General features: G+C 46.1%; 14 protein-coding genes. 5 read left to right on the top strand and 9 right to left on the bottom strand.

Annotated features, from left to right (window positions below; all coding sequences use genetic code 11):
* The 8 genes from A6U95_RS31365 to galU (A6U95_RS28280) form a co-directional block, all read right to left on the bottom strand.
* Nucleotides 1-1,101, bottom strand: a 1,101-nt coding sequence (locus A6U95_RS31365; RefSeq protein WP_206744303.1) for a hypothetical protein, incomplete at its 3' end; no start/stop codon positions are given.
* 7 nt (nt 1,102-1,108) lie between these two features.
* On the bottom strand, nt 1,109-1,921 hold the full coding sequence (locus A6U95_RS28310; RefSeq protein WP_065686918.1) for a glycosyltransferase: 813 nt from the start codon (nt 1,919-1,921) through the stop codon (nt 1,109-1,111).
* A gap of 44 nt (nt 1,922-1,965) precedes the next feature.
* Entirely contained in the window at nt 1,966-4,128 is a 2,163-nt protein-coding gene (wzc, locus tag A6U95_RS28305) for a tyrosine-protein kinase Wzc (protein ID WP_065686917.1), read from the bottom strand.
* A 16-nt stretch (nt 4,129-4,144) separates the two neighbouring features.
* On the bottom strand, nt 4,145-4,576 hold the full coding sequence (locus A6U95_RS28300; protein WP_065686916.1) for a protein tyrosine phosphatase: 432 nt from the start codon (nt 4,574-4,576) through the stop codon (nt 4,145-4,147).
* Between the two features lies 1 nt (nt 4,577).
* Complete coding sequence (locus tag A6U95_RS28295; RefSeq protein WP_065686915.1) at nt 4,578-5,717, bottom strand: polysaccharide export protein; 1,140 nt, start codon at nt 5,715-5,717, stop codon at nt 4,578-4,580.
* 106 nt (nt 5,718-5,823) lie between these two features.
* Nucleotides 5,824-6,906 (bottom strand): UDP-N-acetylglucosamine--undecaprenyl-phosphate N-acetylglucosaminephosphotransferase, encoded by a 1,083-nt coding sequence (gene wecA / locus A6U95_RS28290; protein WP_065686914.1) that lies wholly within the window; start codon nt 6,904-6,906, stop codon nt 5,824-5,826.
* 762 nt (nt 6,907-7,668) lie between these two features.
* Nucleotides 7,669-8,565 carry a UTP--glucose-1-phosphate uridylyltransferase GalU gene (gene galU / locus A6U95_RS28285; protein WP_065686913.1) on the bottom strand — a complete coding sequence of 299 codons (897 nt, stop codon included), beginning with the start codon at nt 8,563-8,565 and terminating at the stop codon, nt 7,669-7,671.
* Between the two features lie 46 nt (nt 8,566-8,611).
* The gene (gene galU, locus A6U95_RS28280) at nt 8,612-9,511 is read right to left on the bottom strand and encodes a UTP--glucose-1-phosphate uridylyltransferase GalU (protein WP_021180603.1); all 900 of its coding nucleotides are present in this window, start codon (nt 9,509-9,511) and stop codon (nt 8,612-8,614) included.
* A gap of 667 nt (nt 9,512-10,178) precedes the next feature.
* Between galU (A6U95_RS28280) and A6U95_RS28275 the strand changes: the two genes are divergently transcribed.
* Nucleotides 10,179-11,765, top strand: a complete 1,587-nt coding sequence (locus tag A6U95_RS28275) for a TerC family protein (protein WP_065686912.1) — start codon at nt 10,179-10,181, stop codon at nt 11,763-11,765.
* Between the two features lie 76 nt (nt 11,766-11,841).
* On the opposite strand, the gene dcuC is transcribed toward A6U95_RS28275, so the two are convergent.
* Nucleotides 11,842-13,197, bottom strand: a complete 1,356-nt coding sequence (gene dcuC / locus A6U95_RS28270; protein ID WP_024528573.1) for an anaerobic C4-dicarboxylate transporter DcuC — start codon at nt 13,195-13,197, stop codon at nt 11,842-11,844.
* Nucleotides 13,198-13,766: 569 nt separating this feature from the next.
* On the opposite strand from dcuC, the gene A6U95_RS28265 reads away from it, so the two are divergent.
* The 4 genes from A6U95_RS28265 (at nt 13,767) to A6U95_RS28250 (ending at nt 18,534) form a co-directional block, all read left to right on the top strand.
* Nucleotides 13,767-14,834 carry an alcohol dehydrogenase catalytic domain-containing protein gene (locus A6U95_RS28265; protein WP_024528572.1) on the top strand — a complete coding sequence of 356 codons (1,068 nt, stop codon included), beginning with the start codon at nt 13,767-13,769 and terminating at the stop codon, nt 14,832-14,834.
* Between the two features lie 133 nt (nt 14,835-14,967).
* The gene (locus tag A6U95_RS28260) at nt 14,968-15,885 is read left to right on the top strand and encodes a substrate-binding domain-containing protein (RefSeq protein WP_024528571.1); all 918 of its coding nucleotides are present in this window, start codon (nt 14,968-14,970) and stop codon (nt 15,883-15,885) included.
* A gap of 172 nt (nt 15,886-16,057) precedes the next feature.
* Nucleotides 16,058-17,548, top strand: a complete 1,491-nt coding sequence (locus tag A6U95_RS28255; protein ID WP_065686911.1) for a sugar ABC transporter ATP-binding protein — start codon at nt 16,058-16,060, stop codon at nt 17,546-17,548.
* Nucleotides 17,545-18,534: an ABC transporter permease gene (locus A6U95_RS28250; protein ID WP_024528569.1), complete on the top strand. Its 990-nt coding sequence runs from the start codon at nt 17,545-17,547 to the stop codon at nt 18,532-18,534. The genes A6U95_RS28255 and A6U95_RS28250 overlap by 4 nt, the downstream gene beginning before the upstream one ends.
* Nucleotides 18,535-18,546 lie beyond the last annotated feature (12 nt).

Below are 18,546 nucleotides of genomic sequence, written 5' to 3'. Positions count from 1 at the left end.
AGATGTGTATAAGAGACAGATTGTTAAGTCTGCAAAAACAAATATTATTATCAAAAATAGATGTGAATTCTTAAAGCTAAAAACTTTGAATATCTTGTAATATGACCAATAAACTAATGCAAGATATATTATTCCAAACCTAAATATAGTCAGCAAAAATCCGCTATCAAATATAAAAGGAGGCTCGCCCCCAGTACCAAATAGCAATCCTGTCACACTCATATTCTGCATAAAATCGATTACTGATATTCGGTGCGTAACACCATAGTCATCGCCATTTATGAACAACATGACATACTCATACATTCTTTGGTTATAATTAATAAAAATTAAAAATCCAAAACAAACAAATATCGAAACAAAAACTGATATCATCAGTTTCTTCAAATTCTTATTAAAGATCGGCTTTATTACACTGTCATAGAACAGAAAACTAATTATTGTTATCTTGGAAAAACATAGCAATAGTGAATAATAGACCAAACCGATTAGTGTTTTAGAGTTATTAATTAATAACTGTAAATAAAATATAACTAAAAAGAATGTTGCTAAAATTGTCGGTGAACCTAAGAATCCAATCGACCTAAATGTAACGTTTAAATGTGTGGCAATAATATATGCGACATTACCACCATAATAAACATTATTCATAGCGTTATTGACCGCAAATGAATAAAATATCCCGTTAGAAAAACCTGGCACCCCGAGTTTTTGCAATGTCGCTACGATTAACTGAATAATTACCAAAGAGAGCACAAGTTTGATTAAGATATTCTTATTTATTTTTTCCCATAAGACTAGAGTAGTAAAAACAAATACAAACATCTTAAAGTTAATTATTGGCAAAACTAGATCTTTTAAATAAAAGTTATCAAATATGCCACGAAAACAAACTAGTACAAGCCCCCATATAAAAGGGATTAAGAATATTGAACTATAAAAAGCCCTATTATCCTTTCTCAAATTGCCAATATTAAGTAATGAAACCAAAAATAAAAATCCCAGAAAAAAATCAGAAATGAGTAATGGTATCCCTCCAATTCTTATTGCAGGTAAATATGTTGCACAGAAAAAAATAATAAAATAAATTATAGTTATCATTCAGGTACTATCTCATATATTTATATGCAAGTTTTGTCACAAATGGAGGTGTAATACGTAGCAAAAAGTAAGAGGATATATAAATATAATTTGTGACAGTCTTCCTTTTCATTCGCTTCATATAGTTAGACTTAACTTTGAGCTCAGAAATCGCTTTTTTATAACCGACTCTCCTTCTGAGCATATTTTCTGATGTTCTATATTTGAGTAGGATATGATCTACGTTAGCGAATTTAAATCCCTGAGACAACAATTCCAACCAGAAAGATATATCTTCTGACAATGTCGTATTCGTTGGATAACGATGTCCTAACTCAAAGACTCTTCGCCGAAACATTACCGTTGGATGGATAAAAGGACATCTCTTAAATATATATTTTGATAATTTTTCATGTTCGCAATACATTTTTTTCTCGATCGCAAACGTAGAACCAAACTCCAAACATGAGCTCCCGACCACGTCAACATCGATATTATCATTCATGAAAAGCACTTGTTCGGCCAAACGATTTTTTAAACTTATATCATCGGCATCCATACGAGCAAAATAATCAACATTATCGTTATGTATGATATATTCTATTAGCTCGTTAAGGGAATGGGCCAGGCCTTTATTATTTGACCTTTCAAAGACTCTTACTTTATCGGATGCTCTTGTATATTCCTGTAATAACCCAGTTAATTCTGAACTCACAGACCCATCAACCATTATTCTAAGTAACCAATTTTCATATGTCTGGTTGAATATACTATCTATTGCTTGCTTAAGATGTGTGACATTATCGTCTTTATAGATACTTAAAATTACAGCTACTTTCATAGTCGTTACCTATTTCGGGCTATACTTCTATAGCCCTTGCCCCATTATGCATTCTTATAATGATAATTGTAATAGTCGTAATAATTAGAAGCTTTTTTTATAACAGCGTTTAATATGACGCCTTTTACATTTATTCCATTTTGTTCGAATCTCTTTATACTAATCTCTATCTCTTTTAAGGTATTAACCTCAAAGCGGGCTACTAATAAAGAGGTTCCGACATGGTGGCCAATAATCCCCGCGTCGGTTACAGCTAAAATAGGAGGCGTATCAAGTAAGACAATATCGTAATTTTCTGAAGCCCATGCCATAAAAGCTGAAAGCTTTTCACTCATTAGCAACTCGGAAGGATTTGGAGGAATTTGTCCTCTGGAAATGAAATCCAAACAAGCTAATTCAGTTTTTTTGATAGCATCTTCAAAGGTAATTTGCCCAGATAAAACATCAGATAACCCTTGTTCAGCTTTCGCATTTAGTTGCAAATGGGCATATCCTCTACGCATATCTGCGTCTATAAAAAGGATCCTCTGCCCAGCTTGAGCTATTACAGCAGCCAAATTCGCCCCCACAAAAGACTTACCAATTGCAGGACTAGATCCAGAAATCATTAATATATTATTTTTAGCTTCTATCATTGCAAAATGTAAGCTTGTACGCAAACTTCGTATTGCTTCAATAGATAAATCAATCGGATTACCAACAGCTAATAGTTGGTTTCCTTGATAGTTAGTTCTAGATTTAGATTTAATATTAAATTCTTTATCTTTACTTTTCTGCCATTCTGATAATGGAATACTTGCATAAACATTTATTCCAAGCGTTTCAATCTGCTCTGCACTTTCGACACCTTTACGTAAAGCTGCTTTAGTCAATGAATAGCAAATAGCAACAATAAATCCGAGAAATGTTGAAAGAACTATAATTATTAATTTCTTAGGCTTCACTGGTTCTGCAATATACTCAGAACCATCGACAATCCTCACATTACCTACAGTACTTGCTTTTGTTATATTTAGCTCTTGCTCCTTATTTAGCATCTGCATATAAATTTCCTGCCCAGCTTGAACATCCCTGGTCAAACTCAAAATTTGCTGCTGCGTTTTCGGAAGATCACCAATTTTTGTATTTAACTTTTTCTTTTCATCTTCAAGAGTTTTTCTCTTCTCAAGAAGTGCCCTATAAGCCGGGTGTTCTTTAGTGTACAGCTTAGATATTTCTGACTCTTTGAACGTTAACTCATTAAGTTGCGACTCAAGCTGAACCATTGTATCGAGTACAGACTTTGCTTCTAATGAAAGATCTACAGATTCATTGTCCTGTCTAAAGCTATTAAGTTTATTTTCTGCAGAGTTCAGCGTCATTCTGACTTCAGGCAACCGTTCCTTTAAGAAAGATAAACTTTTCCCAGCCTCTTCCGATTTACGTTCAACATTTTGCAATAAATAATTTTTCGTAATTCTATCCAGGATTTTTTGAGTTAATATTGGAGACTCATTATTATATGTTAGTGCTAAAACCCCCGTATCCTTTCCTTTATCAACAACATCAAAATCATCTAAGATATTTTTTATAGCAGTTAGTCTTGGTAGTTTCTTAATATAAAAAACACTTCCTGAATCAGCATTAATATTTGTTATTAAAATGCTAACACCACCAATATTATAATACTGCCCAACCTTGCCATTGACAATATCTTTTCCATCATAGCTTAGTCTGTAGCTTTCTTTATTAATAATTTCTATTGATAAATCTTTCTTTAACAACTCGTTTGGAACATCAAATTTTGATAAATTTAACTCACCAGCACTGTAACCTAATAATCTTGAAAGACCTGCTCCTACAATCGGAAAATGTTTCTGTGAAACAACCGTTGTTAAATCTAAGTCATCAACTGTTTTGCCAATTACCATCCTAGATTTTATTAATTCAATTTCAGCAGCTGATGCAGGTTGAGAGTTTGGCATCATTTCCGAAATATCACCCAGTATTGAGCCTGCGGATTTTTGTTCAACTTGAATTAATGCGTCAGCTTGGTATATTGGTGTTGCGAGGATAGAGTAAATTATCCCCATAACTGTAAACATTGATGTAACACTGATGATTAACCATTTATAGTCCAAAAGCGATGCTAATAATTTGCTAACATCGATATCATCTACCTTTTCAGTGTTTCTTTTAAAATTGCTGTTCGTCATATTATCAGACATTGTTAACTCAATTAAATTAGTTTAAAGTTACTGCCCATTTCTTTGCTGACTCATCTAGGAGCGCATAGACAAATTCAAAAGCATCTTTGCTTTTCATGTATGGGTCGGGAATATCTCTATTTCCGTTCCAATGTCCAAAGAGCATAACCTTGCCCCTAAGCTCTGGCGATAGCTTACAAACTGCCTCAATATGCCCTTTCTCCATGACTAATATAAGATCATATTCTCGACAAAGTGCAGCTGTTAGTTGCCTTGCTTCATGACCCTCTAGCGATACACCATTGCTACTAGCAACTTCACTGGATGATTTATCAGCAGCCTTTCCAACTAAAGCACCAATACCAGCAGACGAAACTCTCTTATTTGGTAATAATTTTTTTAGCAATCGTTCCCCTGTAGGGGAGCGACAAATATTACCAACACAAACAACTAAAATTGAATTAAACATATCAGTTAGGCCAATTTCTTATCCAACGGACGGATTCGGTCATATTATTAACGCCAGTGATAGTAGGTACTAATTGACTGACAACTCGATTCCAGCGCACTATAGGAGCAGTGGTAACATAAACAATATCATAGGGCTGAAGCTGGAACTCTGTACCCATGACTAATGCTGCTGCATCAGAGGTATTTAGTTGATAAATATTTGCCAGCTTATCGCCTTCACTACCGCGTAGGGAGCGAATAACAAACACACCTGTTGCATCTGACATCGCTTGATCCATACCTTCGGCGTTGCCCAATGCCTCGGTTAGTGTCATGCCACTGCGATCCATACGTAAGGTTGTCTGCTTTTTAACTTCACCCATCACAAAGACTTTTAGACCATCGTTACGCGGGATGTAAAGGATATCGCCAGGATAGAGTAGGTGATTCTGGGTAAGATCGCCGTTTTGCATCAGCGCCTGAAGAGAAATGCGTCTCTCTTTGCCATTATGCGTTAGGACCACATTACGCCAATCGGCGTTCTCAGTTAAACCGCCAGCACTGTTGATAGCGTCTAAAACAGTTAGTGGTACGTTTGTGATGGCCTGTTTACCTGAGGTTGCAACTTCTCCTGTAACATAGACCTTCTGAGAGCGGAAAGCAGCAATGCTTATATCAACCTGTGGTGACTCAATATACTGAGCTAAACGGGTCATGATAACGGTACGAATTTCAGCAATTGTCTTACCAGCAACTTTCACTTTGCCAATATAAGGATAGAAAATTGTGCCATCCGAATTTACCCAGTTACCAGTATCACTTGCGCTACGGTACTGGCCTGCGGGGGTCGTCAGCTCTGGGTGGTCCCATACCGTCACCATCAGAACGTCACCGACACCAATGCGATACTCGTAGTTCTGAAGTTCAGTTTCTAAAGCCGTGTTTACCTGCGCCACAATCGGGTTTGGTCGCATTTTTTCAATCAACTTCGGCGTCATTGGGTAAACATTAACCAACTTGTCAATGTTAAAATCTGCGTCAGATTGCTTTACAACATCCTTGCCTGAAGTCGAGAGATGTGAGCCAGGTACCACTGTGCATCCACTGACAAAACTTGCAGAAATCAGTAGCGGTATCAGCTTAAATGTAACTTTTTTCATCAAATTATTCACTATTATGAGAAATGCCATTCAATCTAATGTGCGAACATTATAAACGGAAAACGGCTCAATAATGAGCCAAAGTAGCAACAAAACAAACGATTAATCATTTGTTTGATGGTGTGCTTTCCGCCTCGCTCATCCCTGGCTTGTGGTTCGATTTTCGGATCCAGGTCAAAATTTTCCAAACCCGGGTAATAGACCAAAAATAGCCCGCAAAAACAACTAAAAACAGTCCTAGCATAAACAGTTCGGGAACGCCTAACCTATCACCAATAACCCCGATTGCCGCCAATAGCGAAGCAAATGCAACGATGGCGAAAAGTGTCTGTCGCGGTCCTAGGCCTGCTCTCATCAATATGTGATGCAGGTGTTCGCGGTCTGGCTTGAAAGGACTATCTCCCCTACGGATCCTACGCACCATAATTGTCGCCATATCCATCAATGGTACAGCAATTACCCACAGTGCTGATACCGGTTGCATCACAGCTTTATCACCCTGAGTGGCTAAAACCAGCAGCCAGATAACGGTAAAACCGATCAGCGTACTCCCCGCATCCCCCATAAATACTTTGAATCGTTTCCCCATAGGAATGCCAAGATTCAACATGATATAGGGCAATGACGCTACCAACAAACATAAGCACCATTTTGAGAGCTCAGAGTTACCACCCAGCTCAAACACCACAGAAAGTGCGCCAAAAGTAACGCATGATAGCGCGCCTAGTAAACCATCAATGCCGTCAACCATATTGAACGCATTGATAGCCCCCCAAACCGCAAACAAGGTTATAAAATAGCCAAACACTCCCAATGTCAGTTCGCTACCTGCAATGACATGACCAAGGCTTGCCAAATACAAGCCAGACCACATCATAACCCCTGCCACCAAAGCCTGAATTCCAACCCGTGGCAACACGGGTAAATCAAACCGATCATCTAACACGCCAACCACCAGCAAGATAGTGGCACAGACCATGTATAAAGTGAACTGAGGCAGCCAATCTGGGTGCAATGCATAAAGTACCCACAAAGCCAGGTAGATGGAAACCCCGCCGACTAATGGGATATGTCCGTTATGCTTTTTACGAGCATTTGGCTTATCAACTAAACCAACAGAAAAAGCTAACTTCCTTGCACCGAGCAGTACAAGAAATGCCCCTATGAAAACCACTATCAACTCTTGCATATTTTCACCATAATCAAGAAGTTGCAACACCCAATCCGAGTCATACTACTACGCTACCGCTCTTGGCTCACATGCTACCAATGCACTGTAGTAAGGCGCAGCCATACTTGCTTACGTCATATTTTCTTGTGGGGGTTACCAGTACTTACCTATCAAACCTGTCTTTCACTGATTCAAAATTCAGCATAAGCATACAAAATCGTTACTAATGTCAAATTATGATGACAAGATTCTTATACTATTAACCGATCGAAACAAGCCTTAGATAGGTCGTGAAATCCTTTTCAGAATAAGACTACTCGTTATGTTGCAAAATTCAGTTTTTTAGCATCAAAAAAAATAATAAAACCATGATTTATAATATAATTTTTTTAAAAGGGTAAATTCTTAAAGTATTCGTTCAGTCCGCTACATCAGCATATAAAAGATCAACGCTATTTGCAGACAAGCGTCCTGGTGCACCTCTCAAAGTCAGAGAAAACCACCTTGAAAGAAAAAAAATTTGAAATGCAATTTCTTAGGGGGAGGCAGTAAAGAACCATAGGGTATCGCCTTGCAAATCACTCTCAGCAGTCAACAATGTGCGCAGCGTTTGAAATTACGCCATCTAGTCTTGCTACTATCGCTAGACTAGATGGCGTTGACAAAAAGAAAATGACTAACCTTACAAATAAAGTTAATTTTAAAAAACAAACACCTACCGAGTATCAACCCCTAAAAACGCGTACATTATCAATTTCTTCAGTGTTGGCAGTATGAACGTTAAAGCTTCAACTGCTCGGCCCATTCACGGAAGGCTTTGCCCTGCGTTGGATGGCGTAGGCCATAGGTCACAAAGGCCCGGAGATAGCCTAGCTTTTCACCGCAGTTGAAAGATTCCCCCACCAGTTCCACCGCTTCTACCGTCTGTTGTTTCATCAGGTCAGCAATCGCATCGGTCAGTTGAATTCGGCCCCAGGCGCCTGGCTGCGTTTTTTCCAAAATCGGCCAGATGTCGGCAGAGAGCACATAACGGCCAACAGCAGAATAATTGGATTTCAGTTTCACTTCACGGCTTGGCTTCTCAATGATCGACGTCATGCGTGAACTTTCCCCTGGTTGCAGGGTAGTAGTCTCACATTCTGCCACTGAGTAGTCATGCAGCACATTTTCATCTGCAGGCTGCACCAGTACCTGGCTTAGCCCGTTATCTTCGAAGCGGGCAATCATATGCGCCAGGTTGTCTTTGTGCATATCCGCCTTGGCGTCATCCAGCAGCACGTCCGGCAGAACCACCACGAAAGGTGAATCACCTACCAATGGTTTGGCACACAGTACCGCATGCCCCAATCCTTTCGGTTGTCCTTGGCGGATGTGCATCAGGGTTACGCCCTTCGGCGTGATGGATTTAACTTCATCCAGCAACTGACGCTTCACGCGCGCTTCAAGCATCGCCTCAAGCTCATAAGACGTGTCGAAATGGTTTTCGATCGCGTTCTTGGAGGAGTGGGTAACCAGAATGATTTCCTTGATCCCGGCAGCCACGCATTCGTTGACGATATATTGGATCAACGGCTTATCAACGATCGGCAGCATCTCTTTTGGGATCGCTTTGGTCGCAGGCAACATGCGCATACCCAGACCAGCAACAGGAATGACGGCTTTCAACTTCTTCGACATGGTGTTCCTCTTAAAATCTTGTGGTCGTGCTAACCGGCTAGGGCAATTACTTGCTGTTCAGGGTCTGTTTCATCCACTGGGTGAAATTTTCGCCTTCGGAAGGGTGGCGCAGGGCATACTGTACAAACGCCTTCATATAGCCCAGTTTGTCACCACAGTCGTGGGATTTGCCGCTCATATGGAAAGCTTCTACCGTTTCCTGCTCCATCAGCATGGCAATGGCGTCGGTCAGTTGGATTTCATCGCCAGCTCCCGGAGGCGTTTTCTCCAGCAACGGCCAGATATCGGCTGAGAGCACATAGCGCCCCACTACGGCCAAGTTAGATGGCGCATCTTCCCGCGCAGGTTTCTCTACCACCGCGGTCATTGGCGTACTTGCACCAGCGGCTAACGCCACACCACCGCAATCGACCACACCGTATTTTGAAACGTCCTCTTCTGGCACTGGCTCAACCATAATCTGGCTAAAGCCGGTTTGCTCGAAGCGCTGGATCATTTTGGCCAGGTTTTCTTTCTGCAGATCGGCGGTAGAGTCATCCAATAACACGTCCGGCAGCAGCACCACAAATGGGTTATCCCCAATCATCGGTTGAGCGCATAACACCGCGTGACCCAGTCCTTTGGCTTGCCCTTGGCGCACTTGCATCACCGTTACATCCGGCGGGCAGATACTTTGTACTTCGGCAAGCAGTTGGCGTTTTACTCGAGCTTCCAACGTCGCTTCTAGCTCAAAGGAAGTATCAAAGTGGTTTTCGATCGCGTTTTTCGATGAGTGCGTAACCAGTACGATATCCTTGATGCCAGCCGCAACGCATTCGCTCACGATGTACTGAATCAATGGCTTATCGACCACAGGCAGCATTTCTTTAGGGATTGCCTTGGTTGCGGGCAGCATACGCGTGCCCAAACCTGCTACTGGGATAACGGCCTTCAATCTTTTTTGCATGAATTTTTTCCACCGACAAATAACAAGTAAGTGTAACAGAGCCAGGAAAAGTGGTTACCCCTAACGTCTCAATGAGTTTTTATCTTTAAAAATCAATTGATTACAATCTTGAGTTAACGTTTTAGGCACGCTACCGCCCTTGGCTTGCAGCTACCAATGCACTGTAGACAATGTTTGAACTGACAAGCGTGCAATCAACTCCACGCTCGTAGATGAACCTTAGGTTCTACTCAGAATTCAATGAGAGGCAAGTCGCAGTGTAGGAAAAAGGCTATGCCTTCCTGGCCAAGTGGTCAGTCTTGCTATCATTTATAGGATGCTAAGATTCTTATACTATTGACCCGGTGAAACAAGTCTTAGTGGCTTCATTAAGACCTTTTCAGAATAAGACTACTAAGGATACGCGATTTTTAAGATTTTACTCGTTTAACTACTTTATAACAAATTGATTATAATGGTGATTATCTAAGCGTAGGATTTATAAGCAGCTATTTGTTCTATGTTTTCTGGTGCTTACCTCCAATGACAAAATCCTGACACTGTTTAATTATTCTACTAGCATAGATTACCCGCACCTCGTGCGGATTTAGTGTTGAAATCCCCTCCTTCAGCGTCCATCATTCTCAATGCGGCATAAGCCGTCGAACTAAAAGGTGAAATTAGGCGTATGGAATGGATCGCAGATCCAACAATTTGGGCCGGCTTGGCCACCCTGGTTGTACTGGAAATCGTACTGGGCATTGACAACCTGATCTTTATCGCCATTTTGGCGGAGAAATTACCTAAAAAACAACGTGATAAAGCCCGCATTGTCGGTCTTTTACTGGCGCTGGTGATGCGCCTGGCGCTGCTTGCCTCTATATCCTGGCTAGCTACCCTGACCAAACCGCTGTTTGTGGCCATGGGGCACGCTTTCAGTGGCCGCGACCTGATAATGCTGGTCGGTGGTATCTTCCTGCTGTTTAAAGCCACCATGGAGCTGAACGAGCGGCTGGAGGGTAAAGACGAGGAACACCATGGGTCACGTAAAGGAGCGCGTTTCTGGCCGGTGGTCGCGCAAATTGTGGTGCTGGATGCCGTCTTCTCGCTGGATTCGGTGATCACCGCAGTCGGGATGGTCGATCATCTGGCCGTGATGATGATCGCGGTGTGTATCGCCATTGGTTTGATGTTGCTGGCCAGCAAACCGCTCACGCGCTTTGTGAATGCCCACCCCACCATTGTTATTCTGTGCCTCAGCTTCTTGCTGATGATTGGTTTCAGCCTGGTGGCCGAAGGCTTTGGCTATGCCATTCCGAAGGGCTATCTCTACGCGGCGATCGGTTTCTCTGTGATGATCGAAGCCTTGAACCAGTTTGCCCAGTTTAACCGCCGCCGTTTTCTTTCCAAGGTGCGGCCTTTGCGTGAGCGTACCGCAGAAGCCGTATTGCTCATGTTAAGCGGCAAGCATGAAGAGGCCGAGATCGACAGCCATTCGGCACATCTGCTGGCAGACAGCTATAACGAAAATGGTGAAATCTTCAACCAGCAGGAACGCCATATGATCGAGCGGGTGCTGGGCATGGCACAGCGCACCGTTAGCAGTATCATGACTTCGCGGCACGATGTGGAATACCTTGGGCTTAACGGCCCGCTGGATAAGTTGACGCAACTGTTGGAGAAAAACCAGCATACGCGCATCGTGGTAACAGAAAATAGCGCCAGCGATGAGCCATTAGGCGTGATCCACACCATCGACGTGCTGAAACAACAGTTGCAGCAATCACCGCTGGATCTGCGGGCTTTGGTGCGCCAGCCACTGATCTTCCCGGAGCAGTTAACGTTGCTGTCTGCGCTGGAGCAGTTCCGCCAGGCCAAAACCCACTTTGCATTTGTGGTGGATGAGTTTGGTTCGGTCGAAGGTGTGGTGACGTTAACCGACGTGATGGAAACCATCGCCGGTAATCTGCCAGAGGCCGATGAAGAGGTTGATGCACGCCATGATATCCAGCAAACCAGCGAAGGTTACTGGATTGCCAATGGCCATATGCCGCTGGAAGATCTGGTGCTGTATGTGCCACTGCCGATAGAAGAAAAGCGGGAATATCATACCTTGGCAGGGTTGCTGATGGAGCATTGCCAGCGCATTCCACGCGAAGGGGAACAGCTGAAGATTGGCGACTATCTGTTTGAACCGTTGGAAATCAGTAGCCACCGCATCGTGAAGGTGAAGATCACGCCGTTAGTGACACCTAACGAAGAGGACGAAGAGTAAATCTTTGCTGGGCACCCGCTTGAAGTGCCCAGCATTGATGTCAAACGTGGGTTGCATGCAGCCCCACCTGCATAGCTTACAGGTGCACAGGCACCAGCAACTCCGTCGCCACAATCACCACCACCAGCCCGACAATCACCGGTACCGAGGTGCGTTTCACCACTTCGAACGGTGAGATTTTTGCCATGCCGGAAACCGCAACGACCACGCCAGAAACCGGCGAGAGCGTACGGCCCAGGTTGGAAGCTTGCAGCATCGGGATCACCAGGTAAGCCGGGTTAACCCCCATCTGTGCCGCCAGTTTCGGGATCAGTTCAACAAACGCATAGAACGGCGCATTACCAGAGCCGGTCGTCATCGCCGCCAGCATGGTGATCACCACCAGCACCAACATCATGATGATCCCACCGGTGCCAAACGACTGTGCCAGGCTGATCAAGCCGCTGATAAAGCCAACGGTGCTCAAGCCTTGGGCAAATACCCCAGCCGCGACCAACAGCATCACCACGCTGGCAAACGCATCGGCCATGCCACGGTAAGCCACTTCTAAACCAGCAAACACCGTTTTGGCATTGAAGCTGCGGATAAACTCGATCACCGCGGCCATGAACATACAAATCACCAACACGGTAATGATGTGCAGCTCCGGCCCCCATTTACCATCAAAGACCAGCACCCCCAGGATCGGAGTAAACGGCAAGATGGCGTAAAAACCGGGGGCGTTGGTTGTGATTTCACTCACGTCCATGATGTGGTGCTGTTCGTTGGCTTTACGGTCGAGATAGCGCTGCCAGAAGAAGTGGGCAATCGCCATGCAGATAATGGCGGCGATGGAGATCGGCAGCGTGGTTTTGAAGGCGAAATCCACCAGCGGCATTTCGGCCGCCTTGGCTGCCAGCACCACATCACCCGAAGTAGGCGATAGGATAATGGCTGCTGGAGAAGCACAGATAGCCGCTGCTGCGCCACGGCTGATCCCCACGTTAACCATCAGCGGGAACAGCGTTGCCATCAGTAGCACGCCCAGCCCTGTCGCCGAAGAGACGGCCAGTGACATCAGGCAGGCAACAAAGTAGGCCGCAATCATCAGCAAATACGGGGAGTTGATCATCTGCAATGGACGGGAGGCCAGCTTGACCACCACGTCATTGGCGCCAATGTGCGTCATATAGGCGGCGAAGCCACACAGCATCATGATCATCATGCCGAGATCGCCACCGCGGCTCATCAGCAGGATTTTGACATATTCGAAAATATCGGTGGCGCGCCACCCGGTCGAAGTCGCACTGGCGGGCAGCAGATTTTTGCCCATAAATGCACTCACCGCCAGCAGCACCAGGCCGCCAACCATTAATACCCCAGTGGCAGAATAGCCCTTGATGATGTAACGGCCAACGAACACCGCTACCAAGGCTCCAATCAGAAGTTCCATTGTTATTCCTCGATTTAATTATTTTACTTCAGCTCATCGCCCGATAGCAGCCGAATAACGCCACACTCTGCCGAAAAGCACTACAAGATATTATGACATTCATCAATGTTACGGGGGGAAACTATCAACAAATCGTGAAATTTCAAGCCAGCTCGCTTTGGCGATCCCCTTCCTCTTTGCAAGTAGATAACTGAAGCCGCAGCCAGACAGCCCAGAGCAAGCAAACATGCCATCAAGCCGGATAATAATTGATTTAATTTCAATAAATTAAATGACTACCTCGCCCCCGATCTTACATACATCCGACATAACATTGTGATCATGATCTGAATTTGTAGAATCTTTACGCCAGATGTTAACGATGTGTGAGTTTGATCAAACAAATGTTTTCTCCAGTTTGGTTATATGATCGCGAATGTTCACGTTGTCATTTTTAACAAAAAGTTAAAATAAACTCATAACACAATGAATAATATAATTTAAATAAAAAATAGCCTTTTTATTTTCTTAAAAATGACAACGTTAACATTGATTTCGTATCGCTATCTAGCCTGATAATGGAGAGGAAAATGAGTCAGTTACCCGAAAAGATGAGCGCGGTAGTTTGCCATGGCCCGCAGGATTACCGGTTTGAACAAGTCCCTACCCCGCTACCTAAAGCCAAGGAGTTGGTGATCAAGGTCGAAGGCTGCGGGATCTGTGCCGGCGATTGTAAATGTAAAAACGGTGCCCAGATGTTTTGGGGTGAAAACCCTTGGGTAAAACCGCCGGTCGTGCCCGGCCACGAATTTTATGGCCGTATTGTTGCCATGGGGGAAGGCACAGAGCAGAAGTACAAGATTGGCGAACGCGTCATTGCCGAGCAGATCGTGCCCTGCTGGGAATGCCGTTACTGTAAGTCCGGCAGCTATTGGATGTGCGAGACGCACAATATCTACGGCTTCCAAAAGGACGTGGCCGAGGGGGGTATGTCGGAATACATGCGTTTTTCCGCCAATGCCATCGTGCACAAGATCCCGGAAAGCCTCAGCCATGAAGATGCCGTGCTGATCGAGCCGATGGCCTGTGCCATTCACACCGTTGCCCGTGGGGATATCCAGTTAGACGACGTTGTGGTGCTGGCCGGTGCCGGGCCGTTGGGTCTGTGTATGGTGCAAGTTGCCAAGCTGAAGACGCCGAAAAAGCTGATCGTGATCGACGCCATCGACGAACGTTTGGAGCTGGCAAAAGCGTTCGGTGCCGACGTGGTCATCAACCCGCTCAAGGAAGACGCCGATAAAATCGTCAAGGCGTTAACCGATGGCTACGGCTGTGATGTTTACATCGAAGCAACCGGCGCACCGATCGGCGTGACCCAAGGATTACAGATGATCCGTAAGCTCGGCCGCTTTGTCGAGTTCAGCGTATTTGGCAAAGAAACGACCGTAGACTGGTCAATCATCGGCGATCGCAAAGAGTTGGATATTCGCGGTGCGCACCTGGCACCTTACAGCTATGAAATTGCCATCGACCTTTTTGAACGCGGTCTGGTGACCTCCAAAGGTGTAGTAACCCACAGTTATTCATTAAACGAATGGGATCAGGCATTCGCCCTGGCTGACTCAACGGATTCCATCAAGGTTATTTTGGTTCCTTAATGTTGAGTGATTAGTTTTAAGCAAATAATGACAACGCGCTTTTATAGCGAGGCCGACTTCTGGCCGATAACCACCTAATTATTATAAATAACACTGAAAGAAAGACACCGCCCCTACAACAGGAGAATAAACTATGTTTTCATTATTCAAGAAAACCTTACCCGTAATGCTCGCCGGTGGCATGCTGCTGGCCAGCCAATCGGCATTAGCCAAACAGATCACCATTGGCGTTTCATTCCAGGAAATGAATAACGACTATTTTGTCTCCATGAAACAGGCATTAGAGCAGGCTGCCGGTGATATTGGCGCCAAGCTGTATATTGCGGATGCCCATCATGACGTCTCAAAGCAGATTAATGATGTGGAAGATATGCTGCAAAAGAAAGTCGATATTTTACTGATTAACCCAACAGATTCGGTTGGCGTGCAGTCGGCGGTGATCTCGGCCCACAAGGCCGGGGCGGTGGTCGTGGCAATCGATGCCCAGGCCGAAGGCCCGTTGGATTCCTTTGTCGGTTCGGAAAACTATGATGCCGGTTTCCAAGCGGGGGAATACCTGGCCAAATCCCTGGGCAACAAGGGCAAAGTAGCGATCCTGGACGGTATCCCGGTGGTGCCGATCCTGGAACGCGTCCGTGGTTTTGAAGACGCCATTAAAAAACACCCAGAAATGCAGATTGTCACTAAGCAGAACGGCAAGCAAGAGCGTGATACCGCACTGACCGTAACCGAAAACATGCTGCAATCCACTCCCGACCTGGCCGGTATCTTTAGCGTCAACGACGTAGGTGCCCTGGGTGCATTGGCAGCCATTGAGAGTAACGGTGCCAAGGTCAAGTTGGTCAGCGTCGATGGCCAGCCTGAAGCGATTAAGGAGATCCTGAAACCTGGCTCACCGTTTATCGCCACCTCCGCACAGTTCCCTCGCGACCAGGCCCGTATCGCCTTAGGGATTGCGCTGGCCCGCCATTGGGGTGCCAACGTGCCGAGCACCATTCCGGTGAAAGTGAAACTGATCGACAGCAGCAACGCCAAAGGTTTTAGCTGGTAAACGCCCGGCCTCGAGTTTGATGACCACGCGGCAATGCTGCTGAATGTGTAAACCAACGCATTGATTATCAAAGCGGGCGCAAAATACGGCGCCCCTATAACACAACGAGCCGGTTGAGGTTTGTACCCGACCCATTTTGCAACGGTGGGTATAAAACCCGAAGGAGTTAACCGTGACGGCGTTATTAGAATTAAAACAGATCAAGAAGTCCTTTCCGGGCGTGAAGGCGTTGGACGGTATTGACCTCACCATTCAACACGGCCAAATACACGCCTTGCTAGGGGAGAACGGAGCCGGTAAATCGACGTTGGTGAAAATCCTGTGTGGTATTCACCAACCGGATTCTGGCGAAATAATCATGGAGGGTACCAGCCGCCAGTTTGATAATTATCGGCAGGCCATTAACGCCGGAGTGGGGATCATATTTCAGGAATTCTCGCTTATTCCTTATATGAACGCCCTGGACAATATTTTCCTCAACCGGGAAATCAAGAACCGCTGGGGATTATTAGATCGCAAAGCCATGCGCAAAAAAGCCGAGGCTATTTTCAAACGGCTGACGGTGAATATCGATCTGGATTGCCCGGTGGCGCAGTTGAGCGTGGCGCAGCAACAGTTTGTCGAGATTGCCAAGGCGCTGTCACTGGACGCCCGCATACTGGTGCTGGATGAGCCTACCGCCACCCTGACGCCGGGTGAAGCCGATCACCTGTTCAGCGTCATGAACGATCTGAAACTGCTGGGCGTCGGCATGATTTTCATCTCGCACCACCTGGATGAAATCTTCACCATCTGCGATCAGATCACCGTCTTACGCGACGGCACCTATGTGCAAACGTTGCCCACGGCCGATACCAACGTGGATGAACTCGTGAAGCTGATGGTCGGACGCAAAATCGAAAATGCCTTCCCGGTGAAATCGCACCCTGTCGATACCTCGGTTCGCCTGCTGGAAGCCAGCATTCAGCGCACCAAGCATCAGCAGGAAGATCGCTTCCACCTGTTCAAAGGCGAAATCCTGGGATTTGCCGGATTAGTGGGCTCGGGCCGTACCGAGACGGTCTCCGCGCTGATCGGTGCCAGCGCCTGCTATCGCAAGCAGGTCAGCCTTAGTGGGCAACCAACCACGCTGCGTAACCCGGCTTTGGCATTGAAACAAGGCATTGGCCTGCTGCCGGAGAGCCGTAAAACCGAAGGGCTGGTGCTGCCTTTTTCCGTAGCACAGAACATCACCCTCAACCGCCACGAGCGGTTCGGCAAGATATTCGTTAACGCCCGCAAGGACGACGATATTGTTCAGCGGCTGATCCGTGCGGTAGGCGTGAAAACCCCGGATGCGGATACCGCCGTCAGCACCCTGAGCGGCGGCAACCAGCAAAAAGTGGTCATTGCCCGCTGGCTGAACAATGACTGCAACATCCTTATTTTTGATGAGCCTACCCGTGGCATTGACGTCGGCGCCAAATCCGAAATCTATCAGCTGATGCAACAGCTCACGCAGAAAGGCATTTCTATCATCATGATTTCATCCGAATTACCGGAAATTATCGGCGTTTGCGATCGCGTGCTGGTGTTCCGTGGCGGCCACATTGTTGCCGAATTGGCAGGGGATGAAATCGAATCTCATAACATCATGCTTCATGCAACCGGGAGTGCATTATGATCGGAATTGAACAATCCCCACCTACCCACGCAGCCCAGAAGCAGAGCCTCGGCAAGCGCTGGGAGAAGTTGCTGCACCACCCCGCGATGCTGCCTTTTATCGGCTTCGCCATTCTGTTCCTGCTGATGAGTGGGCTTAATGACAGCTTCCTGACGGTCAACAACCTGACCAACGTGGCACGCCAGGTGTCGATCAACGCCATTATTGCCGTGGGCATGACCTGCGCAATCCTGACTGGGGGCATCGATCTCTCGGTCGGGCCAGTGATGGCACTGTCTGGCTCAATTGCCGCTGGCTTAATGTTGGGAGGGATCCCTATTCCTCTGGCCATGGTCGCCGCGTTGGTGATTGGTGCCCTGTTTGGCCTGGCCAACGGTGCCTGCATTGCCTATCTGCGCATGCCACCGATTATCGTCACCCTCGCCTCAATGGGTATCGCCCGTGGTTTGGCGTTGCTGTACACCGGCGGCTATCCGATTTCTGGCTTACCAGACATGTTTTCCTTCTTCGGCCGCGGTTCCGTATTGGGTATTCAAGTACCGGTGCTGATCATGGTCGGCGTTTATATTCTGGCCTACCTGATGCTTAACCACCTGCCGTTTGGCCGCTATGTCTACGCCATTGGCGGCAACGAAGAAGCCGCGCGCCTGAGCGGTATTCGCGTACCTCGCTACAAAGTCCTGGTGTATGTGGTGAGCGGAACAACTGCCGCACTGGCTGGCTTGGTACTCACTTCACGCCTGATGAGCGGGCAGCCCAACGCCGGTGAAGGTTTTGAACTGGATGCCATCGCCGCCGTAGTGCTTGGTGGGGCCGCCATCTCCGGAGGCAGAGGCGCCATTATCGGCACTCTGGTAGGCGCCATGATGCTTGGCGTACTGAATAACGGCCTCAACCTGATGAGCGTATCGCCTTACATCCAGAACGTGGTCAAGGGTGGCATTATCCTCGCCGCTATCTACCTCAGTTCCAGCCGCCGTAAATAAGCTAGGGAGAAC

The organism is Serratia sp. 14-2641 (assembly GCF_001692375.1).
GTDB classification, from domain to species: domain Bacteria; phylum Pseudomonadota; class Gammaproteobacteria; order Enterobacterales; family Enterobacteriaceae; genus Chania; species Chania fonticola_C.
The sequence above is the reverse complement of the archived record's forward strand: the minus strand, read 5'-3'. Positions and strand labels throughout refer to the sequence as shown.

Bases quoted from the DNA above. Each gene is read 5' to 3' on its own strand.
- A6U95_RS28310 (WP_065686918.1), bottom strand. From the start codon at position 1,921: ATGAAAGTAGCTGTAATTTTAAGTATCTATAAAGACGATAATGTCACA.
- wzc (WP_065686917.1), bottom strand. From the start codon at position 4,128: ATGTCTGATAATATGACGAACAGCAATTTTAAAAGAAACACTGAAAAG.
- A6U95_RS28300 (WP_065686916.1), bottom strand. From the start codon at position 4,576: ATGTTTAATTCAATTTTAGTTGTTTGTGTTGGTAATATTTGTCGCTCC.
- A6U95_RS28295 (WP_065686915.1), bottom strand. From the start codon at position 5,717: ATGAAAAAAGTTACATTTAAGCTGATACCGCTACTGATTTCTGCAAGT.
- wecA (WP_065686914.1), bottom strand. From the start codon at position 6,906: ATGCAAGAGTTGATAGTGGTTTTCATAGGGGCATTTCTTGTACTGCTC.
- galU (WP_065686913.1), bottom strand. From the start codon at position 8,565: ATGTCGAAGAAGTTGAAAGCCGTCATTCCTGTTGCTGGTCTGGGTATG.
- galU (WP_021180603.1), bottom strand. From the start codon at position 9,511: ATGCAAAAAAGATTGAAGGCCGTTATCCCAGTAGCAGGTTTGGGCACG.
- A6U95_RS28275 (WP_065686912.1), top strand. From the start codon at position 10,179: ATGGAATGGATCGCAGATCCAACAATTTGGGCCGGCTTGGCCACCCTG.
- dcuC (WP_024528573.1), bottom strand. From the start codon at position 13,197: ATGGAACTTCTGATTGGAGCCTTGGTAGCGGTGTTCGTTGGCCGTTAC.
- A6U95_RS28265 (WP_024528572.1), top strand. From the start codon at position 13,767: ATGAGTCAGTTACCCGAAAAGATGAGCGCGGTAGTTTGCCATGGCCCG.
- A6U95_RS28260 (WP_024528571.1), top strand. From the start codon at position 14,968: ATGTTTTCATTATTCAAGAAAACCTTACCCGTAATGCTCGCCGGTGGC.
- A6U95_RS28250 (WP_024528569.1), top strand. From the start codon at position 17,545: ATGATCGGAATTGAACAATCCCCACCTACCCACGCAGCCCAGAAGCAG.